The organism is Aeromonas sp. QDB25, from assembly GCF_027707725.1.
GTDB classification, from domain to species: Bacteria; Pseudomonadota; Gammaproteobacteria; order Enterobacterales; family Aeromonadaceae; genus Aeromonas; species Aeromonas caviae.
Genome location: NZ_JAPCIZ010000010.1, coordinates 40,063 through 53,420 on the forward strand (window position 1 = coordinate 40,063; position 13,358 = coordinate 53,420).

General features: G+C 58.8%; 11 protein-coding genes. 10 read left to right on the top strand and 1 reads right to left on the bottom strand.

Going from position 1 to position 13,358, the window contains the following annotated elements; genetic code table 11:
• Nucleotides 1-308: 308 nt before the first annotated feature.
• The 8 genes from PG883_RS05400 (at nt 309) to PG883_RS05440 (ending at nt 10,613) form a co-directional block, all read left to right on the top strand.
• On the top strand, nt 309-1,943 hold the full coding sequence (locus tag PG883_RS05400; protein ID WP_039039193.1) for an anthranilate synthase component 1: 1,635 nt from the start codon (nt 309-311) through the stop codon (nt 1,941-1,943).
• 80 nt (nt 1,944-2,023) lie between these two features.
• Nucleotides 2,024-2,623 (top strand): aminodeoxychorismate/anthranilate synthase component II, encoded by a 600-nt coding sequence (locus PG883_RS05410; protein ID WP_039039194.1) that lies wholly within the window; start codon nt 2,024-2,026, stop codon nt 2,621-2,623.
• Nucleotides 2,624-2,633: 10 nt separating this feature from the next.
• Nucleotides 2,634-3,647, top strand: a complete 1,014-nt coding sequence (trpD, locus tag PG883_RS05415) for an anthranilate phosphoribosyltransferase (RefSeq protein WP_010673697.1) — start codon at nt 2,634-2,636, stop codon at nt 3,645-3,647.
• On the top strand, nt 3,647-5,152 hold the full coding sequence (trpCF, locus tag PG883_RS05420; protein WP_164882967.1) for a bifunctional indole-3-glycerol-phosphate synthase TrpC/phosphoribosylanthranilate isomerase TrpF: 1,506 nt from the start codon (nt 3,647-3,649) through the stop codon (nt 5,150-5,152). Before trpD ends, trpCF begins: the two co-directional genes overlap by 1 nt.
• Nucleotides 5,153-5,340: 188 nt before the next feature.
• A complete protein-coding gene (gene trpB / locus PG883_RS05425) occupies nt 5,341-6,534 on the top strand; it encodes a tryptophan synthase subunit beta (RefSeq protein WP_041214833.1) in 1,194 nt (397 codons plus the stop codon).
• Nucleotides 6,531-7,337, top strand: a complete 807-nt coding sequence (gene trpA / locus PG883_RS05430) for a tryptophan synthase subunit alpha (RefSeq protein ID WP_039039197.1) — start codon at nt 6,531-6,533, stop codon at nt 7,335-7,337. The genes trpB and trpA overlap by 4 nt, the downstream gene beginning before the upstream one ends.
• Before the next feature lie 1,150 nt (nt 7,338-8,487).
• Nucleotides 8,488-9,330 (top strand): PIN domain-containing protein, encoded by an 843-nt coding sequence (locus PG883_RS05435; RefSeq protein WP_128297157.1) that lies wholly within the window; start codon nt 8,488-8,490, stop codon nt 9,328-9,330.
• 428 nt (nt 9,331-9,758) lie between these two features.
• Complete coding sequence (locus tag PG883_RS05440) at nt 9,759-10,613, top strand: hypothetical protein (RefSeq protein WP_128297156.1); 855 nt, start codon at nt 9,759-9,761, stop codon at nt 10,611-10,613.
• A 273-nt stretch (nt 10,614-10,886) separates the two neighbouring features.
• On the opposite strand, the gene PG883_RS05445 is transcribed toward PG883_RS05440, so the two are convergent.
• Entirely contained in the window at nt 10,887-11,414 is a 528-nt protein-coding gene (locus tag PG883_RS05445) for a metal-dependent hydrolase (RefSeq protein WP_128297155.1), read from the bottom strand.
• Between the two features lie 277 nt (nt 11,415-11,691).
• Here PG883_RS05445 and PG883_RS05450 point away from each other — a divergent pair, with 277 nt between their 5' ends.
• Nucleotides 11,692-11,988 carry a helix-turn-helix domain-containing protein gene (locus tag PG883_RS05450; protein WP_128297564.1) on the top strand — a complete coding sequence of 99 codons (297 nt, stop codon included), beginning with the start codon at nt 11,692-11,694 and terminating at the stop codon, nt 11,986-11,988.
• Nucleotides 11,972-13,288 carry a HipA domain-containing protein gene (locus PG883_RS05455; protein WP_128297563.1) on the top strand — a complete coding sequence of 439 codons (1,317 nt, stop codon included), beginning with the start codon at nt 11,972-11,974 and terminating at the stop codon, nt 13,286-13,288. The genes PG883_RS05450 and PG883_RS05455 overlap by 17 nt, the downstream gene beginning before the upstream one ends.
• Nucleotides 13,289-13,358 lie beyond the last annotated feature (70 nt).

Below are 13,358 nucleotides of genomic sequence, written 5' to 3' on the forward strand. Positions count from 1 at the left end.
GGACTCAATCTCATGCAAGCGACTTCCATCCTGACCATCTGGTGGTGGCACACTCCCTGACATGCGGGCGTGTGGTCGTTGCTGTACCTGTAATCTGACAGCAAGTTAAGAACCCAAAGAAAAAGCCCGCTGACCCCAGCGGGCTTTTTTATTATCCGGCAAATGGACCTGTGATGAAACCGACAATTCAGAGAAGCACACTGACATGGCGATGGCGAACTCGCTGACGTGACCCGAACCCGACCCATTTTCAAGAGAGACAGCGCCATGACCATCGGTGACACACAACACATGCAAGGGAAGGCATTATGACAGGCAACAAGACCCGTTTGCCCCTGGGCGAATTCGATACCATCCGGCTCAATGCCCCCTATGTGACAGACCCCCTGGCACTCTATACCCGACTCTGCCAGGACAGACCCAACAACCTGCTGCTCGAATCGGTGGAGATCGACTCCAAGGCCGGTACCCAGAGCCTGCTGCTGGTGGATGCCTGCCTGCGCATCGAGTGCCGCGGCCGCGCCGTGCAGGTGCGCCCCCTCGGCGACAACGGCGCCGCCCTGCTGCGCCTGCTGGAGCAGCGCCTGCCCGCCGTCATCACCCAGACCCGGGTGGCGGACGAGCTGCACCTCGACTTCCCGGCGTCCGATCGGGAGCTTGACGAAGACAGCCGCCTCAAGGGCAGCAGCGTGCTGGACGTGCTGCGCACCCTGCAGCGGGAGCTGCAATGCCCGCAGGGCAAAGAGGCCCTCTTCATGGCGGGCAGCTTCGCCTACGACCTCATCGCCTCCTTTGAAGACTTGCCCGAGGTGCCAGAGGGGAGCAACGACTGCCCTGACTACTGCTTCTATGTGGCCGAGACCCTGATCACCATCGATCACATCAAGCAGAGCACCCAGTTGGTGGCCTGCCTGTTCGGCGGCGAAGAGGATGAGCAGCTGGACGCGCGCTACGCCCGCCTGACCGCTCGCCTCGAGTCTTTCAAACAGGCCTGTCAGCAGCCGCTGCCTGCGCCGCAGGGCACGGCGCCGCTGACCGGCGCCCTGGCCGTCGACAAGGGGGACAAGCAGTTCTGTGCCGAGGTCGAGAAGCTCAAGGGCTTCATCCGCCGTGGTGACATCTTCCAGGTGGTGCCGTCCCGCAGCTTCTCCCTCCCCTGCCCGGATCCCGTCGCCGCCTATCGCCGCCTCAAGCAGACCAACCCCAGCCCCTACATGTTCTACGTGCAGGACGAGGGCTTCACCCTGTTTGGCGCCTCCCCCGAGAGCGCGGTCAAGTTCTGTGCCAATAGCCGCCAGGTGGAGATGTACCCCATCGCCGGTACCCGCCGCCGCGGCCTCAACCCGGACGGCAGCATCAACCTGGATCTGGACGGCCGCATCGAGCTGGAGCTGCGTCAGGACGAGAAAGAGGTGGCCGAGCACCTGATGCTGGTGGATCTGGGCCGCAACGACATCGCCCGCATCTCCGCCCCCGGCACCCGCTACGTCAAGGATCTGCTGAAAGTGGATCGCTACAGCCACGTCATGCACCTGGTCTCCCGGGTGGTGGGCACCCTTCGCGCCGACCTTGACGCCCTGCACGCCTACCAGGCCTGCATGAACATGGGCACCCTGACCGGTGCCCCCAAGCTGCGCGCCAGCGAGCTTATCCGCATGGTGGAAGGCAAGCGTCGCGGCAGCTACGGCGGCGCCGTGGGTTACCTGAACGGCGCAGGGGAGATGGACACCTGCATCGTCATCCGCTCCGCCTTCGTGAAAGAGGGGGTCGCCCATGTCCAGGCTGGCGCCGGGGTGGTCTATGACTCCAAACCCCAGGCCGAGGCGGACGAGACCCGCGCCAAGGCGGCGGCCGTGCTGGCCGCCATCGCTGCCAGCCATGGCACCTCCCTGCAGGCCCTCAGCGCCCAGCAGGAACAACACAAGGACGTGAGCCATGACTAACATCTTCCTGCTCGACAACTTCGACTCGTTCACTTACAACGCTTTGGCCGACCAGTTCCGCACTTCGAAGGAGCAGTCCCATGACTAATATCTTCCTGCTCGACAACTTCGATTCATTCACTTACAACCTCGTCGACCAGTTCCGCACCCTGGGCTACCCGGTGCGCATCTACCGCAACAGCCTGCCTGCGAGCCGCATCATGCAGGAGATCGACGCCTGCGAAGGGGACGCCGTGCTGGTGCTCTCCCCGGGGCCGGGCGCACCCCATGAGGCGGGCTGCCTCATCGATCTCATCAAGCTGGCCCGGGGCCGGGTGCCCATCCTCGGCATCTGCCTCGGTCATCAGGCCCTGTGCGAAGCCTACGGCGGCACCGTCGGGGCGGCGGGGGAGATCGTCCACGGCAAGCGCTCGCTGATTGAGCACAACGGTCATGGCGCCTTCGCGGGGCTGCCGAGCCCCTTGCCGGTGGCCCGCTACCACTCCCTGGTGGCCACCTATGTGCCACAAGAGTTGCAGGTGATTGCCCACTATCAGGGCATGCCCATGGCCATAGAGCAGCGTGACGAGCGGGTGCTGGGCTTCCAGTTCCACCCGGAATCCATCATGACCAGCGAAGGGGCCCGCCTGCTCACCCAGGCCCTCGCCCATGTCACCCGTCCAGAAAGCCACGTGCGGTAAGGAAGAGACCATGCATCAACATCTCAACACCCTCTATCAGGGTCAGTCTCTCACCCGCGACGCCGCCCGCGACGCCTTCGGCCAGGTGGTTCGTGGTGAAGTGGATCCCATCGTGCTCGCGAGCCTTTTGACCGCCCTCAAGATCAAGGGGGAGACCCCGGAGGAGATCGCCGGCGCCGCCGAGGCGCTGTTGGCCGAAGCCCGCGACTTTCCGCGCCCGGACTATGCCTTCTGCGACATCGTCGGCACCGGGGGAGACGGCCTCAACACCATCAACGTCTCCACCACCTCGGCCCTGGTGGCCGCCGCCTGCGGCCTGAAAGTGGCCAAGCACGGCAACCGCTCGGTCTCGAGCAAGTCGGGGTCGAGCGATCTGCTCGATAAAATGGGCATCAAGCTCGACATGAGCCCGGCCCAGGCCCGCCGCTGCCTGGACGAGCTCGGGGTCTGCTTCCTGTTCGCCCCCCAGTACCACGCCGGGGTACGCCACGCCATGCCGGTGCGCCAGGCCCTCAAGACCCGCACCCTGTTCAACGTGCTGGGGCCGCTCATCAACCCCGCTCGCCCCAGCTTCCAGCTGATGGGGGTCTATGCCCCCGAGCTGGTGCGCCCCATCGCCGAAACCCTGCTGGCACTCGGCCTGAAAACCGGTATGGTGGTGCACGGCGCCGGTCTCGACGAGATTGCCATCCACGGCCCGACCCAGGTGGCGGAAATCCGTGACGGCGAAATTCGCGAGTACTTGCTCACCCCGGCGGACTTTGGCCTCGACACCTACCCGGTCAGCGCCATCCAGGGCGGTGAGCCCGAGGAGAACCGCGCCATCACCGCCGCCATCCTGGAAGGACGCGGCAGCCCGGCCCACAACGCCGCCATCGCCGCCAACGTGGCGCCGCTCCTGGTCATGGCGGGCGAGGCCCCGGACTTTAGGCAGGCCGCCGCCCGGGTGCTGGCGGTGCTGGCAAGCGGCCAGGCCGCCCTCCTCGCCCGGGATCTCGCTACCCTGAGCCATCAGGAGGCATGATGTCAGCCACCACCACAGCGTGCCCCAGGGGCACTCACCCAGAACGCCCGACGGGCAACAGCCAGCTTCGCAAGGATAACGAGATGTCAGATGTCATTGCTCCCCACGCCTTTCTGAACATGGCCTCCATCAGCCAGACCATCCTCGGCAAGATCGTGGCGGCCAAGCAGGAGTGGGTCGCCGCCCGCAAGGAGAGCCAGCCCCTGGCGAGCTTCCAGGACGCGCTGACCCCAAGCGATCGGGATTTCGAGGGGGATCTGCGCAAAGGCTCCACCCGCTTCATTCTGGAGTGCAAGAAGGCCTCCCCCTCCAAGGGCTTGATCCGGAATGACTTCAGCCCGGAGGCCATCGCCGACATCTATGGCCACTACGCCACCGCCATCTCGGTGCTGACGGACGAGAAGTTCTTCCAGGGGGATTTCGCCTTCCTGCCCCGGGTACGCGGCCGCGTCCAGCAGCCGGTGCTCTGCAAGGACTTCATGATTGACCCCTATCAGGTCTATCTGGCCCGCCACTATCAAGCGGACGCCATCCTCCTGATGCTCTCCGTGCTCACCGACGAGGGGTATCGCGCCCTGTTCAACGTGGCGAAAGAGTTGGGCCTCGGGGTGCTCACCGAGGTGAGCAACGAGGAGGAGCTGACCCGCGCCATCGACCTCGGCGCCCCGGTGATTGGCATCAACAACCGGGATCTGCGGGATTTGAGCGTCGATCTTGCCCGCACCCGGCAGCTGGCGGCCAGGATCCCGGGGGATCGGGTGGTGATCAGCGAATCCGGCATCAACCACCGCGCCCAGGCGGCGGCCCTGCGCCACCACGCCAAGGGCTTCCTGGTGGGATCTTCCCTCATGGCGGAGCCGGATCTGGAGGCCGCGGTGCGCAAACTCGTGCTCGGCCAGAACAAGGTGTGCGGCCTGACCCGTCCCGAGGACGCCGCCGCCGCCCATCAGGCGGGGGCCGTGTTCGGCGGCCTCATCTTTGTGGCGAAAAGCCCGCGCTACGTGGACATTCCCGCCGCCCGCGCCGTGATGGCGGGTGCGCCGCTCTCTTACGTCGGGGTGTTTCGCAATGCCCAGCCCGCCACCATCGCCAAGACGGTGGAGGCGCTGGGGCTCGCCGCCGTGCAACTGCACGGGGATGAAGATGCCGCCTATGTCGAGACCCTGCGCCCCCTGCTGCCGGCAGGCTGCCAGATCTGGAAAGCGGTTGGAGTCACAAGTGGCGAGACCCTGCCCACCCTCGACTACCCGGCGGATCGCCTGCTGCTGGATACGAAAGTCGGCAGCCAGAGCGGCGGCACCGGTCAGGCGTTCGACTGGACTCTGCTGGCCGGGCTCGACAAGAGCAAACTGATGCTGGCGGGGGGCCTCAACCCCGACAACGCCCTCGATGCCGCGCAAGTTGGCTGTGTGGGCCTTGATTTCAACTCCGGGGTGGAGAGTGCCCCGGGCAGGAAGGATGCTCACAAGCTGGCGGCGGCCTTTGGCGCCCTGCGCCAACTGTGAGCTCCCCCGTGACTCATTCAACGAATTAATGAACTGCATTTGCCCATAAGCACAAGGAATAATGTATGACCCTGCTCAATCCGTTTTTTGGTGAATTTCGTCGATGACATGTATGTGCCCCAGCCATACGCCTCAGCCCGCCAAGGCTCATACCTGATCTCAATTGCAGAATGTAAAGGAAGATAACCATGACCCTGCTCAATCCGTTTTTCGGTGAATTTGGTGGTATGTATGTGCCCCAGATCCTCATCCCCGCCCTGCTCCAGCTGGAGAAGGCCTTCGTCGATGCCAAGGATGATCCGGCCTTCGTCGCCGAGTTTCAGGCGCTCCTGACCGAGTACGCCGGTCGCCCGACGCCGCTCACCCTCACCCGCAATTTGACCAAGGGCACCAAGACCCGCCTCTACCTCAAGCGTGAGGACCTGCTGCACGGCGGCGCCCACAAGACCAACCAGGTGCTGGGTCAGGCCCTGCTCGCCAAGCGCATGGGCAAGCACGAGATCATCGCCGAGACCGGCGCCGGTCAGCACGGTGTGGCCACTGCGCTGGCCTGCGCCCTGCTCGGCCTCAAGTGCCGGGTCTACATGGGGGCCAAGGATTGCGAGCGCCAGAAGCCCAACGTGTTTCGCATGAAGCTGATGGGTGCCACCGTGATCCCGGTGCACTCCGGCTCCAGCACCCTCAAAGATGCCTGCAATGAGGCACTGCGGGACTGGGCTGCCAACTATGAAACCGCCCACTACCTGCTCGGCACCGCCGCCGGCCCCCACCCCTTCCCCACTATCGTGCGGGAGTTCCAGAAGATGATCGGGGAAGAGGCCAAAGCCCAGTGCTTCGAAAAAGAAGAGCGCCTGCCGGATGCGGTGATCGCCTGCGTTGGCGGCGGCTCCAATGCCATCGGCATGTTTGCGGACTTTATCGATGAGCCTTCCGTGCGCCTTATCGGGGTCGAGCCCGGTGGTCACGGCATCGAGAGCGGCGAGCACGGCGCGCCGCTGGGTCACGGCAGCAAGGGGGTCTTCTTTGGCATGCACTCCTTCCTGATGCAGGACAACCAGGGCCAGATCCAGGAGTCCTACTCCGTCTCGGCGGGGCTGGACTTCCCCTCCGTCGGCCCCCAGCACGCCCACCTGGCCGCCATCGGCCGCGCCGAGTACCCCTCGGTGACCGACAAGGAGGCGCTGGACGCCTTCCAGGAGCTGGCCAAATCCGAAGGCATCATCCCGGCGCTGGAGTCCTCCCACGCCCTGGCTCATGCCCTCAAGATGGCCCGCAGTGAACCGGAAAAAGAGCAGGTGCTCATCGTCAACCTCTCCGGCCGTGGCGACAAAGACATCTTCACCGTTGCCGACATCTTTGAAAAAGAAGGAACCTTGTCATGAACCGTTACGCACAACTCTTCTCCCGTCTGGACAAGGCCAATCAGGGCGCCTTCGTGCCCTTCGTGATGCTGGGTGACCCCACCCCCGAATTGTCCCTGGCCATCGTCGATGCCCTGGTCGAAGGGGGCGCCGACGCCCTCGAACTCGGCATTCCCTTCTCCGATCCGGTGGCGGACGGCCCCACCATTCAGGGTGCCGCCCTGCGTGCCTTTGCCAGCCACACCACCCCGGATGACTGCTTCGGCCTGCTCGCCCGCATCCGCGCCAAGTACCCACAGCTGCCCATTGGCCTCTTGGTCTACGCGAACCTGGTCTATGTGCGCCACATCGACGGCTTCTACGAGAAGTGCCAGCAGGCGGGGGTGGACTCCGTGCTGGTGGCGGACGTGCCGGTGCAGATGTGCGAACCCTACAAGGCGGCCGCCGACAAGTTCGGCATCGACAGCATCTTTATCGCCCCGCCCAACGGCGATGCCGAGACGCTCAAGGCCGTGGCGGAGCTGGGCTCCGGTTACACCTATCTGGTGAGCCGCGCCGGCGTGACCGGTGCCGAGACCAAGGCCGGCATGCCGGTGGAGGGCCTCATCAACACCCTGCGCGAGTTCAACGCCCCCCCCGCCCTGCTCGGCTTTGGCATCAGCGAACCGGCCCAGGTACGTGATGCCATCAAGGCTGGCGCCGCCGGTGCCATCTCGGGTTCGGCAGTGGTGAAGATCATCGAGACCCACCACCAGAACCCGGAGCATATGCTCACTCGCCTGAAGGAGTTTGTGGAAGGGATGAAGGCCGCGACCAATCGATAAGGGGCGGCATGGGTCAGATGCCATTGGCCATGTTTGCAAAAAGGGAGCCCACTTGGGCTCCCTTTTGTTATCCGGCGTCAGCGATTGGCTTCTCTGTAGGTCTGATTAGCGAAGCGTAATCAGACGTTCGCGACCTTGATGTGGTGGCGCGGCTTCGCCATGCAATGGAGCACCGTAGGGTGCAATAAGCGCAGCGCATTGCACCGCAAGAAATCGTCTGTTCCACGACGACAGACTCTCGCCGAATTCCCGAGCCAGCGGTTGAGCCCTTGATGCGGTGCGGCTTCGCCGCATGGAACGCGAGGGCTCCGCCCTCGACAGGGTTTCGCCCGCCCTTCGGGCCGGGGCGAGTGACTTTGGAAAGACCCGCTCTCTTTGGCAAATAACACCAAAGGTCTTCTCCCCCGCTTATTCGCCCGACTGATGTCGGGTTCCTTCGGCTCACCCTCTTGTCCAACGGCACGCGCCGATGGGCCGTCCATGGCCCAACGCCACTCGCTCGGCATCCTGCCTCGCGGCCTGGACAAGAGGGCTCGCCTCAACGAATAAGAGGGGGATCAAAACCGTGCCCGCCTGAGGCTATCGTGCAACCGTGAACAAGCCCCCTCTCCCCTTGGGAGAGGGCTGGGGTGAGGGTAACTTTGCATTCCCGGCCAAATGCGTTGATCACCCAAAGCACAATCGATGACTAATTTATTGATCCAACACAGATTCCCGCCAAAACACGCTTCTCAAGGCGCCCCCCTCCCCCTTAAGATAGCCAAACGACAATCTCTCTCGGGAGCACACCATGGCTGCGATTGTTGCTATCTCGCAGGTTAACAGCAGCGAACTGGGGTCTGCCACTCAGGGGCGGTAGCGTGGTTGTTGTAGGTTGGTGCAGAGCGGATCGAAGACCAACAGGCGAGCATAATTGCGCTAACCTACGATTTTTAGCCAAATACACGATATGTTTTTTATACAGTGGTAATGAAAGAGTAAAAGATGAGGTCAAGTGAATACATGCAAGAATCAGATACAGACTGTTAATATTTTTATTTAATTTTATTTTTTCCGTGGAAACTATCTGGGCAGAGCATAGTGATACGAAAGACTCTGCTATCGGATTAGTGCCGCCTTCTATCTAATCACTGTTAGGCCTTCACAAGTTATGGCTGATCGCTACATAATTGACACTAATGTAGTACTTCAATATCCCGAAGTACTAGCAATGGCCGCCGGAAAAAAAATAGTTATTCCACAAGCGGTACTTGAAGAACTGCAACATGCGCGGTTGCGCGGAGTTCAGCGTGGGGTACAAGACGTGATTGCTGAAGCAATCGGGAAAGGTGCTCACGTTGCCCCAACTCCAGCAAGTATCAAACAAGAACCGATTGCTTCTGACAGGGCCGCTCAAAGGCTAAATGGTGCTGATATAGCCATTGCGCGGATAGCTATAGATTATGCCGATCGCATGGGGACCAAAGCAGTCTGTGTTGTTACAGCAGATCGTGCGCTTGTGGAATTCCTTGGCTCTAGGGGTATTAGCGCAATCAGTGGCCGTCAATTTCTGACCGAACCATCTATTGGCAAAGTAGATAAAGAAATTGAAGTAACAGCCAAGCAAATTATTTCCAATCAGCGGCGTTACCTGATTATTAGCTTTGTCCTTGGTATTGTTTCTGCGCTATTTGGTAATTTCGCGTTTTCAAATATTAAATACCTCATTACCACAATTTCCATTTGGGGCACATTGTTCGCGCTTCCTGTGCTTGGCATTGGCCTTTATTGGTACCGTGAGCGTTTTCGTCTGTCTTATGGAATTTTCGAGTTTATCGTTGGCGTAATCATGACCTACTACATATTCTTCCCAAACTTTGACTATTCAAAGCTTGGCCCAGTTGAAGCCATTCAAATTCTTGGTGGGCTATATGTCATGGTTCGTGGCCTAGATAATGTCGGAAAAGGCACTGAGGGAACGCGCATAGAACAGCTATGGAAAAAACTATTTTGAGCAAAAGCGTTCACGGCCTAACCCTACGCGCCAAGGGACGCGCCGCAAGCTGCGCGCCCCTGATCTAGCACGTTATGCGTTTCTCATTTATCGCTTGGGAACAACATGAAAAGAAAAGTTAAGCGCGAAAAGTAGCTTCCGGCGTTTGCAATTCACAAATCTGGGACACCCAACTTTCTGAGCAAGGTTTAGCATAGCCAACATTCAAAAAGATGGGCGTCCCAGCGCTGCTATCGGATGGCTTGCAGACACAATCGGGGTGAGAGCATTCAAACTGATACCTTTAAAAAGTTAGCCCCCCCCCTATTTCTGAGCAACGAAACCAAAATCAGGACACCCACCTTTATGAGCACAACCCTGCATAGCCAACACTAAAAAGGTGGGAGTCCCAGTGTTGCCTCCTATAAAAATATGAATGAGTAACAACTATGAATGAAGACTCAGAACCAACTGTATATGATTATATTAGTAAATACCATTTTCCAATTATTGGGTATGACCAGAAATCAGGTAAAGAAATACTTGTCGGAACATGTATTATTGTAAATTTACTTGATCGTTTTTTTCTTGTCACCGCATCTCATGTGATGAATGCTAGAGAAAATTTGAAAGATAAAGAATTATGGATATGGAATTTTTCAGATGGATGTAAGTTCACCATAACCGAAGATATAATCGGCGATGATAGTCTAGATTTGCCACACCACCATGATATCGCCGTTGTAGAGTTAAATGTTTCAAGATATGGTATTTTCAAAACCATCGATTTTCAGAGAAATTGTTTTATAGGATTGCACAGGATTATTGGTACAAAGTACTTTCAACCTGCCCTAGGTGAGGATACATTTCTTATTATTGCTGGCTACCCGAGCTCTATGAACAAACTTCTTAAAAATAGATACAAGAAACCAAAGTTATTAATTCATTCAACCGACCATTTTTTAGGTAAGATGTCTAATGATGTCATTGATGAGTTACTGACAATATCTGCAAGATGGGATGACGAAAATCTCGAGAATAAGGGAGCGAATCTTCCCGCCCCACAAGGTATGAGTGGAGGTGGGGTTTGGGTGTTGTCAAATAAATCCGAGTTCAACCCTCGTTTATATGCCATCTCTGTCGCATGCTTAAGTCGAGAAAAAAGAATAGTCGCTGTTAAAATGGCGGTTGTTTTGTCCATGATAAAGTGCTTCTTCCCAGATACTATTCTAGATAAAGTGAACCTACCTTTTAAACATGAGATTGTTTGTGATAAAAGCGTTAAATTATTTCGTGTGGAGTAGATATATAATTTTCTAGTGTTGCGGGTATTAATCGTTATCGAGGATAATATGAAAGCTAATTTATTGAAATAATAGCGCTGATTTGAGGTCAGTTGCTGAAACATTACTGATGATTCGTCATTATTTTTATTTAAACTCTTTGTCATAACACAAATCTGGGACACCCACCTTTCTGAGCGAGACGTCACATCGCCAGAACCCAAAAGATGGGTGTCCACGTTTTGATTTTTTTCTCAGCCACCATATATCCAACAACCCTTTCCAATCTCACCATTACCGCCCCCGTTTCCACACCCGCCACCCCATCAACACCAGCACAACTCCCGGCAGCCAGACCCAGTAGAGCTCGGAGAGGATCACCGCCTCACCTCGGGCGGTGAGATAGGCCTCCAGCTTGAAGGGAGCGACCCGGATCACCTGCCAGGGGGCAAAGAAACGCTCGTCACGCCACGGCCAGAGCCAGCCAACCCCCTTGCCACCTGTGGTGAGGGAATCGAGCAGGCTGTGGGAGAGCAAAGAGACCAGCAGAAACGACCAGACGGTGGCGGCGCTGGCCCGAAGATGGCGGTGAAACAGCATGGCCAGCGTGGGCAGGGCAAAGGCGAACAGCAATGAATGGGTAAAGCCGCGATGGCCAAAGACATGGCCATAGGCGACCCCCAGTTTGAAGGCGAGCACGTCGGCATCGGGCAGCATGGCGATGGCAACCCCCGCCAGCAGCAGACGCAGCGAGATAATCCGGCTGCCAAGCCCGAGTCCAAGGCAGATAGGTACGGCGGCATGGGTGACTATGGTGGGCATAGAGTGAAGCTCCAACTGAAAACTGGTGCTTACCCTAATCCCGTTCGGTGAAGTGAACATGAAGTGCACTGCGGCTCTGCAAGCGACATCCTCCCGGCCCCTCGATCATCCCCCAGACCATCCCTCACCAACTTTTCCGCCCTAAAAAGTGAACTCCTCTACACTTTTTATCTCAACCAGCACCAGGACCATAAAAAGTGCATCATCGTACACTTTTGATTGCTGTTTGCTCTTACCATAGGTTAAGGTGTAACAACCTACACTTTTTCCCGTGATCATGATGGCAGACGCATCGTTGCAAACCGGCCCGAAAGAACTGGATCCCGCCTCGCTGGGGCTGGCGATCCGCGAGAGACGCAAGGCCGCCAGGATGACCCAGGAGGTGACGGCCTCACTGTGCGGCATCTCCAAGAAGACCCTGATCAAGATTGAAAAGGGGGGGGATGTCTACCTCTCGACCCTGTTGCAGGTAATGAAGGCGCTGGGGCTGCACTTGCAACTGGTGCAGGAAACGGGCTCACAGGCAACAAGCGGCAACAGCCAACCCGAGGTCGGTGATGATGAATGGTTCTGAGCGCCATCGGCTGGAACTTCGGCTGGGTAACCAGCTGATCGGCCATCTCGAGTATGACTCCAGCCAGGATGCGTTTCAGCTCGGCTATACACCTGAGTGGCAGGCGCGTGGCTTCCCGCTCTCCCCCCCACTGGCGCTGGATGGATCGGCCAGCAGTGCCCAGATCCGGGCGTATCTCGGCAACTTGCTGCCTGAAAATCGCGGGCTGGACCATCTGATTGAGGCGCTCTCCGTTTCGCGCAGCAATCTCTTTGCCCTGATCCACGGCATCGGCCGCGATGTCTCCGGGGCTGTCACCTTTACCCTGCCCGCAGAGCCCGACGTCCCCACCCGGTTTCGCCCCATCACCCCAGAGGAGCTGTTGCTGCGCCTCGAACAGCCCGAGATCTGGCCGCTGGAAGTCTGGGATGGTCGCCCCCGCCTCTCGGTTGCGGGTGTGCAGGCCAAGCTCAACCTGCTGCGACTCGAGGGGGCGCTGGGATTTGGCGAGGGCGAGCTCTGTTCCACCCACCTCCTCAAGTTCGAGCATCACCCTCATCTGGTGATCAATGAGTTTGTGACCATGGGGCTGGCCGCACTGCTGGGCATGCCGGTGGCGCGGGTCGAACTGCACAGGGTCGGCCAAGGCGATAAGTCCCACCGAGGTTTGCTGGTAGAACGCTTCGATCGGCGCCTCGATGAAGATGGCTTGAGGGTGCGCCGTCGCCATATGATCGATGCCTGTCAGGGGCTGGGGTTTCCCGTCGCCCGAAAATATGAACGCAACTTCGGTGACGGGCGAGACGTGGCCCATATTCGGGAAGGGGTGAGCCTGCCACGGCTGTTCAGTCTCAGCGCACTTTGCGTCAATCCGGCGCAGGCCAGACTGGACATGCTGCAATGGCTGCTCTTCAACCTCTGCGTCAACAATCACGATGCCCACGGCAAGAACTACAGCTTCTTCGTATCAAAAGCAGGGCTGATGCCCACCCCCTGGTACGATCTGGTCAATGTGGGGCTTTACCCCGAGTTCAACCAGCATCTGGCCATGGCCATAGGCGACGAGTTTGCTCCCGAGGCGGTCAACGCATGGCAGTTGCTGGAGATGGCCGAGGCATGCGAGCTGCCCAAACGCCTGTTGCAGCAGACCTTGCACAAGATGGCCAGCGACATACTGCATCAGCTTGATGCCGCCATCGCCCTGGTTGAGACAGACAATCCCGCCGAGCTGGCTTATCTGGCACGTTACAGAGACGACGTTGAGCACCGTTGCGACCATTTTCAGGCGCAGGCGACGCTGTTGCCCGAGCTGCAACTGTAGCCTGGACTTGCCACTCCTATGGGACGCAACCCAGCCTTGAGCCCATGGCGGGCATTGCCTACAATGACCC

Coding starts and splice junctions, on each gene's coding strand:
- PG883_RS05435 (WP_128297157.1), top strand. CDS start 8,488: ATGGCTGATCGCTACATAATTGACACTAATGTAGTACTTCAATATCCC.
- PG883_RS05410 (WP_039039194.1), top strand. CDS start 2,024: ATGACTAATATCTTCCTGCTCGACAACTTCGATTCATTCACTTACAAC.
- PG883_RS05400 (WP_039039193.1), top strand. CDS start 309: ATGACAGGCAACAAGACCCGTTTGCCCCTGGGCGAATTCGATACCATC.
- trpCF (WP_164882967.1), top strand. CDS start 3,647: ATGTCAGCCACCACCACAGCGTGCCCCAGGGGCACTCACCCAGAACGC.
- trpA (WP_039039197.1), top strand. CDS start 6,531: ATGAACCGTTACGCACAACTCTTCTCCCGTCTGGACAAGGCCAATCAG.
- trpB (WP_041214833.1), top strand. CDS start 5,341: ATGACCCTGCTCAATCCGTTTTTCGGTGAATTTGGTGGTATGTATGTG.
- trpD (WP_010673697.1), top strand. CDS start 2,634: ATGCATCAACATCTCAACACCCTCTATCAGGGTCAGTCTCTCACCCGC.
- PG883_RS05450 (WP_128297564.1), top strand. CDS start 11,692: ATGATGGCAGACGCATCGTTGCAAACCGGCCCGAAAGAACTGGATCCC.
- PG883_RS05455 (WP_128297563.1), top strand. CDS start 11,972: ATGATGAATGGTTCTGAGCGCCATCGGCTGGAACTTCGGCTGGGTAAC.
- PG883_RS05445 (WP_128297155.1), bottom strand. CDS start 11,414: ATGCCCACCATAGTCACCCATGCCGCCGTACCTATCTGCCTTGGACTC.
- PG883_RS05440 (WP_128297156.1), top strand. CDS start 9,759: ATGAATGAAGACTCAGAACCAACTGTATATGATTATATTAGTAAATAC.